Source organism: Frankia sp. CcI49, assembly GCF_001983215.1.
Lineage (GTDB): Bacteria > Actinomycetota > Actinomycetes > Frankiales > Frankiaceae > Parafrankia > Parafrankia irregularis.
Genome location: NZ_MOWP01000059.1, coordinates 1 through 17493 on the forward strand (window position 1 = coordinate 1; position 17493 = coordinate 17493).

At 70.6% G+C, this 17493-nt stretch carries 12 protein-coding genes and 1 pseudogene; 1 reads left to right on the forward strand and 12 read right to left on the reverse strand.

What is annotated here, in order from left to right:
• The 5 genes and pseudogenes from CcI49_RS38915 to CcI49_RS38935 all read right to left on the reverse strand — a co-directional run.
• Positions 1-524 (reverse strand): annotated as a pseudogene (locus CcI49_RS38915) (crotonyl-CoA carboxylase/reductase); the annotation flags it as partial.
• Between the two features lie 22 nt (positions 525-546).
• On the reverse strand, positions 547-1698 hold the full coding sequence (locus CcI49_RS38920) for an acyl-CoA dehydrogenase family protein (protein WP_054570048.1): 1152 nt from the start codon (positions 1696-1698) through the stop codon (positions 547-549).
• 59 nt (positions 1699-1757) lie between these two features.
• Positions 1758-3971, reverse strand: coding sequence for a biotin carboxylase N-terminal domain-containing protein (locus CcI49_RS38925; RefSeq protein WP_076834730.1), 2214 nt, complete (start codon positions 3969-3971; stop codon positions 1758-1760).
• Positions 3972-3976: 5 nt separating this feature from the next.
• Positions 3977-5638, reverse strand: coding sequence for a carboxyl transferase domain-containing protein (locus tag CcI49_RS38930; protein ID WP_235498324.1), 1662 nt, complete (start codon positions 5636-5638; stop codon positions 3977-3979).
• Between the two features lie 334 nt (positions 5639-5972).
• Complete coding sequence (locus CcI49_RS38935) at positions 5973-6713, reverse strand: SDR family oxidoreductase (protein WP_054570046.1); 741 nt, start codon at positions 6711-6713, stop codon at positions 5973-5975.
• 605 nt (positions 6714-7318) lie between these two features.
• On the opposite strand from CcI49_RS38935, the gene CcI49_RS38940 reads away from it, so the two are divergent.
• Positions 7319-8044 carry a TetR/AcrR family transcriptional regulator gene (locus tag CcI49_RS38940; protein ID WP_054570045.1) on the forward strand — a complete coding sequence of 242 codons (726 nt, stop codon included), beginning with the start codon at positions 7319-7321 and terminating at the stop codon, positions 8042-8044.
• A 142-nt stretch (positions 8045-8186) separates the two neighbouring features.
• Here the strand turns inward: CcI49_RS38940 and CcI49_RS38945 are convergent, their stop codons facing one another.
• The 7 genes from CcI49_RS38945 to CcI49_RS38975 form a co-directional block, all read right to left on the reverse strand.
• Positions 8187-9068: an ABC transporter ATP-binding protein gene (locus tag CcI49_RS38945; protein ID WP_083749986.1), complete on the reverse strand. Its 882-nt coding sequence runs from the start codon at positions 9066-9068 to the stop codon at positions 8187-8189.
• Complete coding sequence (locus CcI49_RS38950) at positions 9065-9835, reverse strand: ABC transporter ATP-binding protein (RefSeq protein ID WP_076834735.1); 771 nt, start codon at positions 9833-9835, stop codon at positions 9065-9067. The genes CcI49_RS38945 and CcI49_RS38950 overlap by 4 nt, the downstream gene beginning before the upstream one ends.
• The gene (locus tag CcI49_RS38955) at positions 9832-12300 is read right to left on the reverse strand and encodes an ABC transporter permease (protein ID WP_076834737.1); all 2469 of its coding nucleotides are present in this window, start codon (positions 12298-12300) and stop codon (positions 9832-9834) included. The genes CcI49_RS38950 and CcI49_RS38955 overlap by 4 nt, the downstream gene beginning before the upstream one ends.
• 363 nt (positions 12301-12663) lie before the next feature.
• Positions 12664-13848 (reverse strand): thiolase family protein, encoded by a 1185-nt coding sequence (locus CcI49_RS38960; protein WP_076834744.1) that lies wholly within the window; start codon positions 13846-13848, stop codon positions 12664-12666.
• Positions 13849-14476: 628 nt separating this feature from the next.
• On the reverse strand, positions 14477-15307 hold the full coding sequence (locus CcI49_RS38965) for an acyl-CoA thioesterase domain-containing protein (RefSeq protein ID WP_076834739.1): 831 nt from the start codon (positions 15305-15307) through the stop codon (positions 14477-14479).
• Between the two features lie 381 nt (positions 15308-15688).
• Positions 15689-16192 carry a MaoC family dehydratase gene (locus CcI49_RS38970; protein ID WP_006544585.1) on the reverse strand — a complete coding sequence of 168 codons (504 nt, stop codon included), beginning with the start codon at positions 16190-16192 and terminating at the stop codon, positions 15689-15691.
• Positions 16193-16389: 197 nt separating this feature from the next.
• A partial coding sequence (locus CcI49_RS38975; protein ID WP_076834741.1) for an acyl-CoA dehydrogenase family protein occupies positions 16390-17493 on the reverse strand: 1104 nt, incomplete at its 5' end.

The window sequence follows — 17493 nt, forward strand, 5'->3', positions numbered from 1 at the left end:
TCGAACCCCCAGATCCGCTGCTCCGGATCCAGCATCGTGTCGTTGTGACCCTCGGGCCGCTCCAACTCCACCGACAGACAGTGCGCCACCACCTCATCCCCCGGGAACCACGCATGCACCCCCGGCCCCGTCCGCAACACCACACCCGCCAGATCCGACCCCACCACGTGATACGGCAGATCATGCCGCCGCGCCAACGGCGACGTCCGCCCRTACCGCTCCAGGAAACCGAACGTCGACAACGGCTCGAAAATCGACGTCCACACCGTGTTGTAGTTCACCGACGACGCCATCACCGCCACCAACGCCTCACCCGGCCCCAACTCCGGCGTCGCCACCTCATCCACATGCAACGACTCCCGCGGATCCTTGTCCCGCGACACCCGCCCCTCGAACAACCCCACCTCGTCCTTCCGCACCACCACACCCCGATACGACTCCGGGACTGGTAGGGACGCGAACAGGGCGCGGCGATCATCCGTGTGCGGAACAGCTGACTGGACAGCGTCAACAATGTGCTTCATATGAGGTGGTCGCTCCCGTCCGTCAGACGCCGAGATGGCGCGCGATCAGCATCTTCTGCACCTCGCTGGTGCCTTCACCGATCTCGAGGATCTTCGAGTCCCGCCAGTGCCGTGCCACCGGGTACTCGTTCATGAACCCGTAGCCGCCGTGAATCTGGGTCGCCTCACGGGCATTGGTCACCGCGGCCTCGGAGGAGAACAGCTTCGCCATCGCCGCCTCCTTCTTGAAGGGCAGCCCGGCAAGCATTCTCCAGGCGGCCTCGTAGTACGCCGTCCGGGCGACGAACGTCCGGGTCTCCATCTCGGCGAGCTTGAAGGCGATGGCCTGGTTGCGCGCGATCGGGGCGCCGAACGCCTCCCGTTCCTTCGCGTATTTCACGCTTTCGTCGACGCAGGCCTGAGCGAGCCCCACCGAAAGCGCCGAGATGGCGATGCGCCCCTCGTCCAGAATGGACAGGAAGTTCGCGTAGCCGCGCCCGGGCTCGCCGAGCAGGTTCGCCTCCGGCACCCGCACGTCCTGGAACGACAGCGGCCGCGTGTCGGAGGCATGCCAGCCGACCTTCGAATAGGGCGCGCCGGCGCTGAAGCCCGAGGTCGGGACCGGGACGATGATCGAGGAGATCTGCGGGCGGCCGTTCACCGGCTCCCCGGTCACCGCGGTCACCGTCACGACCCGGGTGATGTCCGTCCCGGAGTTGGTGATGAAGGCCTTCGAGCCGTTGATCACCCATTCCCCACCCTCGAGCCGGGCCGTGGTGCGGGTGCCACCCGCGTCACTGCCGGCGCCCGGCTCGGTCAGCCCGAACGCACCCAGCGCCCGGCCGCTGGCCAGCACCGGCAGCCATTCCTCCCGCTGCGCCTCGGTGCCGAACCGGTAGATCGGCATCGCGCCCAGGCCCACCCCGGCCTCCAGCGTGATCGCCACCGAGGAGTCGGCCCGGGCCAGCTCCTCGATCGCCAGGCACAGCGCGAAGTAGTCGGCACCCTGGCCGCCGTAGGACTCGGGGAACGGCAGCCCGAACAGCCCCATCTCCCCCATCTGCGCGATGATCTCGTACGGGAAGGTCTTCGCCTCGTCATGGATGGCGGCGGCCGGGGCCACCACCTCACGGGCGAACTCCTCCACCGTCTTGCGCAGGCTTTCGTGTTCCTCGCTCAGTCGACCCTCGACCATGGCCCGTCCCTGTCTGCTGCGTTGTGGAAAGTTCTGGCTGGCGGTGTGACGAGTCCCGGCTAGGGCTGGTCGGCGCGCGGCCGCGGTGCCTCGTCCGTGACCCGCGGCCCGGCGGCCCGCGGCTCGCTCGCCGGCTCGACGGCGCCCGGCTCGACGACGGCGGGCTCGACGACGGCGAGCAGCGCGTCGAGCGCGACCGAGTCGCCGACCCGCACCAGCACGTCCTTGACCAGGCCGGCGAGCGGCGCGACCACCGTGTGTTCCATCTTCATCGCCTCGACGACCACCAGCGGGGCACCGGGTTCGACGGTGTCCCCGGCCCGCGCCCGCACGTCGACGACGATGCCCGGCATCGGGCTGCGCGCCTCGCCGCCCTGCTCGCCCGCGGCGCTGTCGCCGCCCCGCTCGGCGTGGCGCTCCGCCAGTGACCAGGCGAAGCCGTCGGCACCTGCCCAGAGGGCACCGGGGGTCACGGCGATCTGCCAGCGCCTGGTCAGCCCGTCCAGGGTGACCAGGGCCTGCCCCGACCGCACCGCCGCGGCGGGGGCCTGTGCCACCTGGGTGACCGGCCCGGCCGGGGCCGCCTGCGCGGCCGGAAGCCAGGTGAGCTCGGCGGTACGCGGCTCGGCCTCGTCGACGCGCACCCGCAGGCCGCCGTCGGAGGTGCGCAGCACACCGACCTCGCGCACCGGCGCTGCGGCGCCACCCGCACCCGCACCCGCGCCTGCCACCGACCAGCGGGCCCACGCCGGCTCGCCCAGCCGCCAGCCGGACGGGACGTCCCACGGGTCGACGACCGCCCCGGTGGGGATCAGGGTGTGCGCGCTGACCAGCGCGAACACCGCCAGCGCCTCGTCCGCTGTCGGAGCGCCGACTACCGCGCCCCCCACCGCCCCGGGGTCGGGCTCCGGCGCGGGGGCGGTCAGCGCCTCGAGGTGGCGTTCGACCAGGCCGGTGTCGAGCCGGCCGGCGAGGGTGTCGGGATGTCCGATCAGCCGCCGCAGGAAGCCGATGTTGCTGGTCACTCCCAGCAGCGTCGTGTCGGCGAGCGCCGCGTCGAGCCGGGCGAGCGCGCCGGCGCGGTCCGGGGCCCAGGCGATGACCTTGGCCAGCATCGGGTCGTAGGTCGCGGCGACGGGCGAGCCCGCCATCAGGCCGGAGTCGACCCGCACTCCCGCGCCGGCCGGTTCCCGCAGCACCAGGACGTTGCCGCCGGTCGGCAGGAAGCCCCGGGCGGGGTCCTCGGCGTAGACCCGGGCCTCGACCGCGTGGCCGCCCAGCCGGACCTCGTCCTGGGTGAGGGTCAGCCGCTCCCCGGCGGCGACCCGCAGCTGCTCGGCGACCAGGTCGACGCCCGTCACCAGCTCGGTGACCGGGTGCTCGACCTGCAGCCGGGTGTTCATCTCCATGAAGAAGAACTCGTCGGGCCGCTCGGTGCCCACGACGAACTCCACCGTGCCGGCACCGACGTACCCGACGGCGGCTGCGACGTCCACCGCCGCTCCCCCGATGCGGGCCCGGGTGGCGGCGTCGAGCAGCACCGACGGCGCCTCCTCGACGATCTTCTGGTGGCGGCGCTGCAGGCTGCACTCGCGCTCACCGAGGTGGATGACGTTGCCGTGGGTGTCGGCGAGGATCTGCACCTCGATGTGCCGGGGGATGTCGACGAACCGTTCGACGAACAGCGTGTCGTCACCGAAGGAGGCGGCGGCCTCGCGCCGGGCGGAGCGCAGCGCCTCGGGCAGGTCCGCGGGGTCGCGGACCAGGCGCATGCCCTTGCCGCCGCCGCCCGCGGCCGGTTTCACCAGCACCGGGTAGCCGATCTCGGCCGACGCCGCGACCAGGTCGTCGTCCGTCATGCCCGGTTCGATCCGGCCGGGGACGACGGGAACACCCGCCGCGGCGACGGTGCGCTTGGCGGCGATCTTGTTCCCCATCAGGTCGACGACCTCGGGAGACGGGCCCACGAAGACCACACCGGCGGCGGCGCAGGCCTGCGCGAAGGCCGGGTTCTCGGCGAGGAAGCCGTAGCCGGGGTGGATCGCCTGCGCGCCGGTGGCGGCCGCGGCGGCGAGCACCTTCTCGATGTTCAGGTAGGAGTCGAGCGCCCGGGCCGGGCCCAGGCGCACCGCCACGTCCGCCTCGGCGACGTGGCGGGCGTTCGCGTCGGCGTCGGAGTACACCGCCACCGACCGGATACCGAGCTCGCGCAGGGTCCGGAACACCCGGACGGCGATCTCACCGCGGTTGGCGACAAGCACCGTGTGGAACATCGTCCTCACATCCGGAAGATGCCGTAGCCGACGGGGTCCAGCGGCGCGTTCGCCGCGGCCGACAGCGCGAGACCCAGCACCGTGCGGGTGTCCGCCGGGTCGATCACGCCGTCGTCCCAGAGCCTGGCGGTGGCGTAGTAGGGGTTGCCCTGGTGCTCGTACTGCTCGCGGATCGGCGCCTCGAACGCCGCCTGCTCGTCGGCGGTCCAGCTGCCGCCCCGGGCCTCGATGCCGTCCCGGCGGACGGTGGAGAGCACCGCCGCGGCCTGGTCGCCGCCCATCACCGAGATCCGCGCGTTGGGCCACGTCCACATGAACCGCGGCGAGTACGCCCGGCCGCACATCGAGTAGTTGCCGGCGCCGAACGACCCGCCGATCACGACGGTGAACTTCGGCACCCGGGCGCAGGCGACCGCGGTGACCATCTTCGCGCCGTGCTTGGCGATACCGCCGGCCTCGTAGTCGCGGCCGACCATGAACCCGGTGATGTTCTGCAGGAACAGCAGCGGGATCTGGCGCCGGTCGCACAGCTCGATGAAGTGGGCGCCCTTGAGCGCCGACTCGCCGAACAGCACCCCGTTGTTGGCGATGATGCCGACCGGGTGCCCGTGCAGGCGGGCGACCCCGGTGACCAGGGTCGAGCCGTACTCCTTCTTGAACTCGGCGAACCTGCTGCCGTCCACCAGCCGGGCGATCACCTCGCGGACGTCGTACGGCGTGCGCGGATCCGCCGGCACCACCGAGTACAGCTCCGACGTCGGGTGGAGCGGCTCCTCGGTCGGCACGACGTCCCACGGCCGGGGCGCGCGCGGCGCGAGCTGGCCGACGATGCGCCGCACGATCGTCAGCGCGTCGGTGTCGTCCGCGGCGAGGTGGTCGGTGACGCCGGAGCGCCGCGAGTGCAGCAGGCCGCCGCCCAGCTCCTCGGCGCTGACGACCTCGCCGGTGGCCGCCTTCACCAGCGGCGGGCCGCCCAGGAAGATCGTGCCCTGGTTGCGGACGATCACCGCCTCGTCGCTCATCGCCGGGACGTAGGCTCCGCCCGCGGTGCACGAGCCGAGCACGGCCGCGATCTGGGCGATGCCGCGGGCCGACATCGTCGCCTGGTTGAAGAAGATCCGGCCGAAGTGCTCCCGGTCCGGGAAGACCTCGTCCTGGCGCGGCAGGAACGCGCCACCGGAGTCCACCAGGTAGACGCAGGGCAGCCGGTTGTGCAGCGCCACCTCCTGGGCGCGCAGGTGCTTCTTCACCGTGATCGGGTAGTAGGTGCCGCCCTTGACGGTGGCGTCGTTGACGACGACGACGCACTCCCGCCCGGACACCCGGCCGACCCCGGTGATCATCCCGGCGCCCGGAGCCTCGTCGTCGTACAGGCCGGCGGCCGCGAGCGGGGACAGTTCCAGGAACGGGCTGCCGCGGTCGAGCAGGGTGTCCAGCCGGTCGCGGGGCAGCAGCTTGCCGCGTTCGACATGCCTGCGCCGCGCGGTCTCGGGCCCGCCGAGCGCGGTCCGGGCCAGCGTGGCGCGCAGTTCGTCCACGAGCTGCGCGAACGCGGCGGCGTTGCGGCGCGCGGGATCGTCCTTGACATCGACCAGACTCCGCAGGGGCTCGCCGGGCGCTGTCCGCTCCCAGGAGGCCGGGCGGTCGATGTTAGCGTCGACTAACATGCGACGCAGGCTAGCGGGTCCGGGCCCGCCGTGTCGAGGCGAAGCCCCGCGCCCCCCACAGGCTCCGGGACGAACCCCACGCCAGGCCCCCTGACGTCCCCGGGGACCAGGGCGGACCCGGCCGTTTCCGCGCAGCCCGACGTCCCGTGCCACAGCACCGGACGACGACGGTCGAGGCCGGGGCGGCACGGGACGGCGGTATGGACTGGCAGCACGCAGGAACGTGCCGTTGGTGATTCGTCAGCAGCGAGTCACCAACGAGTGGCATGTCGCCGATGGCGGCCCGGCACTGGCGACGTGTCGGCAGTGCCGGGCTCGGAGGAGGGCTCGGCGGCTACAGGCGAGGCCCCACCACGACGCTGGGAACACTCGTGCTCGCGCCGTTGCGCAGGACGTTGTGGACCACCCGGACAAGCTCGTCGACGGGCAGGAAGTTCTCCGTGATGTATCCGCGGCTCTGCCAGATCGGATGCACCTCGCCGACGAGACCGAGGTCCCACCCGGAGGTGAACCCGGTCATGGAGTCGCCCTCACCACCGGTGCAGTTGCCGACCACAACCCGGGTGAAACCGACCTTCGGATGCTCGACCTGCCACGCCTCGACCAGTTTGTCCAGCGCGGCCTTGCTGACAGCATAGGCGCCCAGGCCCGGCCACGGGTCGGTGACCGACGCACTGACCGTCGAAAGGTAGGCGGCCGTGCCACCGCTCTCGGTGAGGTAAGGAATCGCCGCCGCGGTGATCAGTGATGCACCGATCACGTTCGTGGCAAAAGTGCTGTGCCAGGTTTCGGCGTCTATGTCAGCCAGCCGGATGAGCGGCCCGACGCCAGGCGAGTAGACCAGGGCGTCGATACCGCCGAGGCCATTCACCGCCTCGTCGATCGCCCGCTTACAGGAGTCCGCACTGGTTACGTCGCACTCGATCGCGAGGGTGCCCTCCCCGGCCTCCTTCGCCGCATCGACGAGCCGGTCGCGCCGCCGGGCGAGTAACGCGGTCGGGGCTCCCTCCCGCGCCAGGCCGATCCCGATACAGCGACCCAGCCCGCTGGACGCCCCAACAACTACTGTCCGCATCGCTCCACTCCCCTGCAAACGGTATTCTCCGTATAAAAGAGGTGCCTTATCAGGAGCGACGCTACAACACGAAGCGGTCCGCGTGTCGGGTTATCCCGCCCGGACCGCGACACGCCGCATCAGCTCCACGGCGAATCCACCAACCGATGTGTCCTGGTAGCCGCATTGCCACGGATGGTGCGGTGATACACCGGCCCATCGGGTGACCGCCACGCCCACCTGTCGACACGCTCCGGTCCGCCCGGGGCGTGTCGACCCGCACGGCCGGCCGCGGAGCAGCCGTGGCCCATGACCGGACCGGCCGCCACGCGTAAACGACCGCGGCCAGCCCCACCTGGCCGCGGGACGGTGGGGGGCACCTTTAGCGGAGAGCGCTTCGACACGCACCTGCCAGATCCAGGGAAGAGACCAGAAAATCCACGGCGCCGATAGTATAGTCGGCTGTACTTACCCTAACCGAACGCCACCGATATAACCAGGCTCCGCCGATAGTCAGCATCACCGGCAGCACCAGCCCCAACAACAGTCCGACACCACCGACCTGCACATGCGGGCCCCGCCCGCGGCACTCAATGTGGCCGGTCCCGCACGCTGAGGAGAAGGCATTGTCGACGGCCGCGCCGACCGACCGCGAGAAGCCGAACGGGCCACGTTCGCGCAAAGGAGCGGCGACGCGGGCACGCCTCCTCGATGCGGCGAAGACCGTGTTCGAGAAGGACGGGTTCCTGGAGGCGAGAATCTCGGACATCGCCGAGCAGGCCGGCCTGTCGCACGGCTCCTTCTACCACTACTTCGATTCCAAGGAGCAGATCTTCCGCGAGATCGCCAAGGAGATGACCGACCTCCTGAACGCTCCGCTCAGCACGGCAATCTTCATCCCCTCCTCAACCGCGCCACCCCGGGAACGCATTCGGGCCGGGATCCGGCGGTATCTGGAGAGCTATCGGGCGGAAGCCCGCATCATCGGTGTGATCGAGCAGGTGTCCCGTTACGACGCCGAGCTCAACAGTGAGCGCTTCCATCACCAGCAGCGTGACCGGGACCGGGTCGTCGGCTCCATCCGCCAGCTGCAGGCGCTCGGGCTGGCCGCCCCGGACATCGATCCCGCCATCGCCGCGCACTCGCTCGGCGCGATGGTCTCCCGCTTCGCCGAGATGTGGCTGGTGCAGGGCCTCGTCGAAAGCGACCTGGAGCTTGCGGCCGAGCAGTTGGCCCGCCTGTTCGGCAACGCGCTGCAGCTGCGTGACCGGCCCCGGCCCCAGGACGCGCCGGACGATGACGACCCCGACGGTCCGCGCCCGTTCCTGCGCCCCCGTCCCCATCAGGGCTAGCCCGAAACGGGCGGCCCGGCCGCGGCCCGCGCCGGGGCCTGCATGGCCCCCATCAACGAAGGCGCCTCCGGCCCCCAGGCGGGGTCGGAGGCGCCTTCGCGTTCACCAGTGTGCGAACCGAGTCAGTGCCCCGGCAGTGCTGTCAGTGCGCCGGCTCGAAGGCCTGTGTGACGACGTCACCCGCGTCGGCGCTGGCACCGGTCCACTCGACCGAACCGTGGCCGAGCAGCACGACCCGGTCACAGAGGTCGAGCGCGTGCGCCACCTGCTGCTCCACGATCAGCAGGGCGGTGCCCTGCTCCCGCAGCTTTCGCAGGGCCTCGTAGAGCTCCGCGACGATGATCGGCGCCAGGCCCAGCGACAGCTCGTCCGCGACGAGGATCTTGGGAACCTCGACCATGACCCGAGCCATCGACAGCATGCGCTGCTGCCCACCGGACATGCTGCCCGCCAGCTGCCTGCGTCGCTCCCCCAGCACCGGGAAGAGCTCGTAGGCCTGCTCGAGCGCCTCGCGGACCCCGCGCTTGCCACGCACCCGACCGAAGGAGAGCGCGAGGTTCTCCTCGACGGTGAGTGTCGCGAACACCGATCGCCCCTCGGTGGCGTGGGCGACGCCGGCACGCGCGTACCGGTAGGGCTTGGCGCCCGTCATGTCGACGCCGTCGACATGAACGGTTCCCTGCGTCGGTGTCACCAGGCCGGAGGCCACCCGGGCGACGGTGGTCTTCCCGACCCCGTTGGAACCCACGAGGGCGAGCGCCTCGCCGGGCGCCACCTCGAACGAGACACCGAACAGGGCCCGGAACGGCCCGTAGCCGGCCACCACGTCGCGCAGCTCAAGGACCGGGGCCTGCGGCGCCGACGCCGATGCCGTCACCACCGCCGGCTCTGCTTCTGCTGTTTCCGTCTTCGAAACTGCCGCTGCCGGCACCGCTGCCGCCGTCGGCTCGGATGCCGCCGCTTCTTCCGAGGTCGGCCCGGTCATCGTGCCTGCGCCCTCCTCGACCGCCTGTACGTCGCTCAACTCTTCACCTCGAAGTTCCCGAGATAGGCGTCCCGGACCTCCTTGCTGGCCATGACCTCACGGGTCGGACCCTCGGCGATCAGACGTCCGAAGTCGAGCACGTAGGACCGCTCCGTGAAGCTGGTGACCAGCTCGACATCGTGCTCGACCAGCAGGATCGCGAAACCCTGCTCGCGCTGAACCTCCTGGAGGGTCTTCGCCAGCGCGGAGGTCTCCGACCGGTCCAGGCCCGAGGAGGGCTCGTCGAGCAGGAGCAGCTTCGGCTCGGTCATCAGCGCCCGGCCGACCTCCACCAGGCGGCCCTGGCCGAGGCTCAGCCGTTCGATGGGCTCGTCGGCGAGGTCGAGCAGCCCCAGCAGCCCCAGGACCTGGTCACACTGAGCCAGCTCGGAGGAGGTCGGCCGACCGAGGCCGATCATGTCCTTCCACAGCCGGCCGGTGCCGCGCCGAACCCGCTCGGCGACGAGCAGATGATCACGGACGGTGCAGTCCGGGAACAGCTCGATCCGCTGGAAGGTGCGGCCGATCCCCGCCCGCACCCGCCGGTAGGAGGCGACACCGGTGACGTCCTTGCCCGCGATGGCGACGCTGCCACCGTCCATCGGCAGCACGCCGAGCAGGCAGTTGAAGAACGTCGTCTTCCCGGCGCCGTTCGGGCCGATCAGCCCGACCCGCTCACCCTCGTCGATCTGCATCGTCACGTCGTTGAGGGCGACGATCCCGGCGAACCGCTTGGTGACGCCGGTGGCCCGCAGTACCTCGGTCACGAGACCACATCCTCAGTTCGCGCCGGCGAGGAGGCGGCCGGCCGCTCCGACTCTCCGTTGGAACCCGACCTCACCGAGACGCCGGCCTCGGGCGGTGTGGCGGCGGCGCCCTCGCCCTCGGCAGCCGACGCCGCCGGCGGGGTCGCGGGTGGCTCGGGGTTCTGAGCAGCGGACACCGCTGGTTCGGCGGACTTCGGCGTGGCGGGCGCGGGCTCCGCGGGTGCCGCGGGCTCCGCGGGTGCCGCCTGCACGGCCGGCGCCTCGGCGGCGGCCGTGGTTTCCTCGGGCTTCGCCGCGGCGGGCGCCTCGGCGGCCGGGGTCTTCGCGCCGGGCTTGGTGGGCGTGGCCGCGCCCGGCACCGCCGCGTCCGGCTCGGCCGGCCCGGCCGCCGCGCCCACGGCACCGACGCCGCCGGCCCCCGCGAGCGCCGGGGTGGGCGTCGGAAGCAGGTTCGTCAGGAACGCGGGCAGCTTCATCTGCCGTTCGACGAGGCCCTCGGGATGCCGTGCGAACTGCAGCGCGGCGAGGCCGAACAGCACGAACACCCAGTTACCCGTGATCGGGAAGAAGTCCGGCACGGCATCCTCGCTGCGCGCGATCCAGGCGATGAACGTGCCTGAGAGGATGAGCGGCTCGAACAGCGCGAACGCCGCGGCCGCGTTGAGCGCGCCCCGGATCGTGCGCGAGCCCAGGGTGACCACCATGACCACCCAGAACAGCGCCGCGAACGGCCCGAAGTTCGTGCCGTAGCTGACGTCCTTCTGCGCCATGGCGAGCAGCGCGCCGCCGAGCCCCGCGATGAAGGCGGAGACCGCGAAGGCGATCAGGCGGACCCGGGCGGAGGAGATGCCGATCGACTCGGCGCCCACCTCGCTGCCGCGCATCGCCACGAGGGTGCGGCCGAACGTCCCCTTGCGCAGCTGCAGCACGACGGCGGCCACCACGACCAGGACGATGGAGGCGAACACCAGGTAGTACTTGTCGTCGCCGAGGTCCCAGGGGCCGATGACCGGTCGGGGCACCGTGGTTCCCTGCAGTACCGCCTCGTCGCCGCCGCCGACCCAGGAGAGCTTCACCAGCACGGCGTCGAAGAAGTAGGCGAACGCGAGCGTCGCGATCGCCGTCCAGATGCCGCCGAGGCGGCGGATGGGCAGCGAGAGCAGGGCACCGACCACGGCCGCCACCGCGGCTCCGATCAGGGCCGCGACCAGCACCGACAGGTCGTAGCGGACCACCATCTGGTACACGGTGAAGGCACCGATGGCGGCGAACGTGCCCTGGCACAGCGAGATCTGCCCGGACATGCCGGTCACCACCGTGATCGACAGGAAGATGATGCCCATCACCACGGCCTTCGTCACCAGGAAGACCCACAGCGAGTCGCCCCTGGTGAGGACCACGGTCGCGGTGACCGCGAGGACGGCGAGACCGACCAGCCTGATGATCATCGCCAGGCGCGGGTCACGCACCTCACCGCCGAGCGAGGGCGGCGGCGGCTCGACCCCGGCCAGCGGGTCACCCGAGTCGCGGGACCGCCGGATGCTGGGAACCAGGACCACGACCGCGAAGAGCACCACGAAGGGCACGGACGGAGTCAGGTTCTCCTGCACCGTCTTGACCCAGGCGTGGTCGTCGGACCAGCGCGGCAGGAAGGTGTTGAGCTGGGCGATGACGACGCCCAGCAGAATGCCGCCGCCCAGCGCCCCGGGCAGGCTGGTGAGCCGGCCGATTGCCGCCGCGGCGATCGCGACCACCATGACGCTGAAGAAGTCGGCGGCGGCGAGCGTGTTGAAGCGCGGTGCGATGAGCACACCGGCGATTCCCGCGAAGAACGACGACAGCACCCAGGAAAGCGCGGAGATGCGGTCCGCCGCGATGCCGTTGAGCTCGGTCATCTTCGGGCTTTCGACCACGGCCCGCATCCGGACGCCGATCGCGCTGAACCGGAACAGTGCGACCAGCCCGGCGACGGCCACGACCACGACGCCCATGCTGACCAGCTCGTCGCGGCTGAACGCGTACACGCCGAACGGGTCGTAGAAGACGTTCGCCCCGTCGGGTGCGACACCGACCGGTGTCTCCCCGGCGACGGCCGTGAACTTCGCGAGGATGTCGAACAGGTACGGGATGGCGACGGCGAGACCCGCGGCGACGACGAGCCGGGCGACCGCGGGCGCCGTCCGCAGCGGCCGGAAGATCAGCCGCTCCAGGACGAGGCCGATCAGCGGCGGCAGCACGAAAACAGCCAGGATGACCGCCGGGACGGTCGGCCACTCCCACGTGATCCGCGCCTTGAAGTACATGGCGGCGGAGACGTAGGCCTGCGCGCCGAACGCGAGGTTGAACACACCGGAGGTCTTGTACGTCAGGACGAAGCCCAACGCGACCAGGGAATAGACGACTCCCGGCGGCAGGCCCTGCAGCAGCGCCTGAAAGAAGTCGTGCGCAACAGATGTATCGTTCATGACAACTTCCGCCCGACCGCTCAGCTACCGGAGCTAGTATCGGAGTGAGCCGGGGCGCTGCGTGCACACCTGGCCGGTGGACGTGTCGTGGCCGGTGGACGAGTTGACCGCCGAGAACGGAAACGCTGCCGCTTCACCGTATCGTCATTCCCTTGAATTCGAGGTACGGGAAATACTGCCGCCACGACGTGCCCGTGGGGCAGTGAGCCTCTTCCACCTCACGGCCCACGGTCAGGGGGGTCGTGAGCCCGTGTCGACGGGTGGAGAAGGCTCAGTGTTCTTGCTGTCGTGTTCCGTCCTGGCGCCGAGCCGGCGCGGGCTCGCCCGGTGGCCATCCGGGCGAGCCCGCCCACTCACTCGGTGTTACGGGGCCGGAACCTCCAGCACGAGCGCGCTGGCCATACCGCCGCCAGCGCACATCGCAGACACCGCGAGACCACCACCGCGGCGTCGCAGCTCGTGGATCAGCGTGATCACCTGACGCGCGCCCGTCATCGCGATCGGGTGCCCCAGGCTGCAGCCGCTGCCCAGGATGTTGACCCGGCTGTCATCGATCTCCAGCAGCCGCGACGCGGCGACCGCCACCGAGGCGAACGCCTCGTTGATCTCCCAGAGGTCGATGTCGGACACCGAGAGCCCCGCGCGCCGCAGGGCCTTCGGAATCGCCAGGGTCGGCGCGATGCCGGTGTCCACCGGCGGCACACCGACCGAGGCCCACGCGCGCACGACACCCAGGGCCTCCAGCCCGTTCGCCGCGGCGTAGGAGCTGTCCGTGATCACCATGGCGGCCGCACCGTCGTTCGCGCCCGCGGCGTTGCCGGCGGTGATGCTGAACCCCTCGATCTCGGGGTGCAGCACCTTGAGCCCGGCGAGCCTTTCCATGCTGGTCGTCCGACGCGGGTGCTCGTCGACCTCGAAGGTGAAGCTCGTCCCGTCCCGCCGGGGCACCTCGATCGGGAAGATCTCCTCCTTGAAGGAGCCGGCGTCGATGCCCGCCACGGCCCGCTGGTGCGACCGCAGGGCCCAGGCGTCCATCTCCTCACGGGACACCCCGGCCTTCACCGCGGCGTTCCAGCCGACCGTGATCGACATGTCGTAGTTGGGCGCCTCGGCGGAGTTGCGGTGGGTGGGCGAGTACCAGTCCTCCACCTCGTCGGTTCCCGGCCGGCGCCGCTTCGCGCGCGGCGAGGTGGACGAGGAGTTCGTCCCGCCCGCCACGACGACCCGGTCCATGCCGGAACGGATCGAGGCCGCCGCCGTCTGCACGGCGACGAGCCCGGAGGCGCAGTGCCGGTTGTGCGCGACACCCGGAGCGCCGAACAGGCCCGCCTCGATGGCGGCGTAGCGCGCGATGTCACCGCCGCCGTACAGCGACTCCCCCAGCACGACATCGTCGATGTCGGCCGGGTCGACACCCGAGCGCCGAACCGCCTCCGCGACGGCCTGCGTGCCGAGCTCGAACGCGTCGACGTCCACGAGGGAACCCTTGACCGCCGTGCCGATCGCCGTTCTCGCGGTCGAAACGATTACCGCTTCATGATCCGTCACGTTCGCTCCTCTGGTGGGGGCCACGAACCTCACAGTGATCCAGTACAGACCCCGGGGCTGTGAGGTGCCTCATACTACTGATGTCGATGTCGATGTCAAGACAAACCCGGACCCACTGAGCCACCGTTACGGGAGCCTCTCTTGTCCGGGTAAAGATTGACGCAGCAGGCGATTTGCCGGCCAATTCCGGGGGCGGATTCCCGCCGCCCGACAGACCGATCTTCCGCTGCGCAACCCGTCCATTACCCGACGTCGCTGCGATCTGACAGTCCTGTGCCAGCCACGCGGTATCCGCGGGCAGGCAGCGACTACCTGCCCAAATCCTCTCAGACCGCATCCGAGAGTGTCGACTTCTGCCTTCCGCCTGGCGAGAGCGACGAGATCAGTGGCCGAGAGTGAGGTACTCACCAATGGGAAGCGAGCGATCCGGCGAGACCGGAAGACGCCGCGGACCGGCTGCCGCCACATCGAAGACCCAACATCTGGCCGGGGTGACCCGTGAAGGGCCGCGCCGGACCCCGAACACATCCAGGGCGTTCCTCCCGATCGAGGAACGCCCTGGGATTGCGGGCCGCACTCGGCGCCCCGGGAGTACTGGGGTACTGGGTACCCGAGGTGGTGGGGAGATCTAGAGGTGGCTCCCGGAGGCGGCCATGGCGCGGATCATGTTGTCCTGCACGAACGACGCCACCAGCCCCTGCCCGCCGCGGTAGGCGTCACCCTGCCCATAGCTGCGGCCGTGCCCGGCGAACGTGCTGCGGTGCGACAGCAGCAGCCAGTCCCGGGCCGGGCTCGGCGCGTGGAAGGTGATGGTGTGGCTGAGCACACCGGTCGAGATCGACCGGTGCGCGAGTGCCTGGCCGACGCCCGGATGCGGGCGCATCGCCGTCGCGATGAGGAAGCTGTCCGTCGAGAACGCCAGCAGCGCCTGGCTGGTCACCGGGTCGTCCAGGGCACCGGGCCAGCGGGTCCACACGTCCAGCTCGGCGGGCCCGATGGCGTCGGGGTCGTTCAGGTCGACGTCGCCGACGATCTGGATCTGCCAGCTGCCGGCGCTCTCGGCCGGATCCGGCGCGGCAGGCAGGGTCGGGGGCGCCGGGTGCGTCGCCGCGTAGCTGATGAAGTCCGGCTCCTCGGCCGACAGGAGCACCTGGGACTGCACGCACAGCCGGCCGCCCTGGCTGATCGACACCAGGCTCGTCGCGAGGCTGCGGCCACTGTGCACCCGGCTCACCGCGATGTCGAGGTCGACGTCCGGCTTCGCGGCCCGCGCGAACACCGTGTGGAGCGTCTTGACCCGTTTGCCCTCCTGGCCCTGCTGCGCCGCGACCAGGGTCTGCGCCAGCAGCTGGCCACCGTGGACGACCGGCCCCCCGGTGCCGACGCTGCCGGCCCGGTAGTGATCGGTGGCCACCGGCTCCAGCGCGAGCGTGGCGAGGACGGAATCGACGGAGAACATCGGCTACCTCGAACCGAGGTGCCGCGCGGCGGCAGGGCGGACGGGCGCGCCGTGGAGATCCAACGAATGTCACCTTTCGTCGAGGCGAACGCAGGCGGAGACGTCGGCGCGACCCGCGGGCCCGCGGCACCGCGAGCGGTACCCGAGTACGCGGATCGCCGACGACACCACCGGCGGCTGGCTGCCCGGGGCAGCACCCCAGGGCCTGCGGCCCGGGGCACGGTGGGACACACCGCCCGGACCTGCTCCAGCATGGCCGGATCCAGCGTTCGCTGTCGACTTCTGTCCAACGGCCGCAAGCGGCCGCTTCCCTGCCGCCCCCTGTGCGCCTGCGCCAGAACCCTGGCCGGACGCCCGGTTCGGGTCAGTAACTGACCGGGGTCAGCTACGCGGCTCGGGGCGGCCGGGTTGTTCGCCGCCGCGGGCCTCACCGTAGGACCGCTTGGGGACCATGACCTTGCGGCGGTAGATGCAGACCAGGGTGCCGTCCTGGTTGAGGCCGCGGGTCTCGACCGTGACGATGCCACGGTCGTCCTTGCTCTTCGACTCCACCTTGTCCAGCACGGTCGACTCGCCGTAGATCGTGTCCCCGTGGAACACCGGCGCCACGTGCCGCAGCGACTCGACCTCGAGGTTCGCGATCGCCTTGCCSGAGACGTCGGCGACCGACATCCCCAGCAGCAGCGAGTACACGTAGTTGCCGACGACGACGTTCCGCTTGAACTGGGTGGTCTTCTCGGCGTAGTTCACGTCGAGGTGCAGCGGATGGTGGTTCATCGTCAGCAGGCAGAACAGGTGGTCGTCGTACTCGGTGACCGTCTTGCCCGGCCAGTGTTTGTAGACCGCGCCGACCTCGAACTCCTCGTAGTACCGGCCGAACTGCATGCCCCACTCCCCTGATTTCCTCGTGCCTGGCGATCCCGGTGCCCGGCGGTGCTGGCTGCCCGGCGGTGCTGGCTGCCCGGCCGGTCCCGCACGGGCGGGTGTCCCGCGTCGTCCACCCGCCCGCGGTACCCGGACAACTTTCCTGCTGCTGCCTGATACTTCCTGCTTCGGCCTGCGGCCCACGGCCGGCGGCCGGCTCAGCGGGGAAGCCTGTACTCCTGGAGCAGCGCGCGGCTGATGATCCGCTTCTGCACCTCCGAGGTGCCCTCACCGATCAGCATGAACGGCGCCTCCCGGTACAGACGCTCGATCTCGTACTCCTTCGAGTACCCGTACCCGCCATGAATCCGGAACGACTCCGTCGTCACCTCATGGCAGTACTCRCTCGCCAGGAACTTCGCCATGCCCGCCTCGACGTCGTTGCGCTGCCCGCTGTCCTTCTTCCGGGCAGCGTTGACCATCATCAGATGGCCCGCCTCGACCTTGGTCGCCATCTCCGCGAGCTTGAACGCGATCRCCTGGTGGTCGGCGATCTGATGGCCGAACGTCCGACGCTGCTGGGCGTAGGCGATCGCCAGCTCGAAAGCCCGGATCATGATCCCGCAGGCCCGCGCCGCGACGTTGACCCGCCCGACCTCGACCCCGTCCATCATCTGGTAGAAACCCTTGCCCGCCGCGTCGGGCCCGCCCAGGATCGAGCTCGCCGGGGTGCGATGCCCGTCGAGGATCATCTCGGTCGTCTCGACGCCCTTGTACCCGAGCTTGTCGAGCTTGCCGGGGATCGTGATCCCCCCGTGCGTCCCGAAACCGGGCTCCTTCTCCAACAGGAACGTCGTCATGTTCCGGTAGACCGAGTCCGCGCCCTCGTCGGTCTTCACCAACGTGGCGACCAGCCCGGCGCGGGCACCGTTCGTCAGCCACATCTTCTGACCGGTGACGACGTAGTCGTCGCCGTCGCGGTCCGCGCGGGTCGTGATCGCCGACACGTCCGAACCACAACCCGGCTCGCTCATCGAGAACGCGCCACGCACCTCACCGGTCGCCATCCTCGGCAGCAGCCGCGCCCGCTGCTCCTCGGTGCCGTGCTGCAACACCAGGTACGCCACGATGAAATGGGTGTTGATCACACCGGAGACACTCATCCAGCCCCGGGCGATCTCCTCGACCACCAGCGCATAGGTCAGCAGCGACTCACCGAGGCCGCCGTACTGCTCGGGAATCGTGATCCCGAACAGCCCCATCTCCTTCATCGCCTCGACGATCGCGTCGGGGAACTCGTCCTTGCGCTCCAGCTCGTTCGC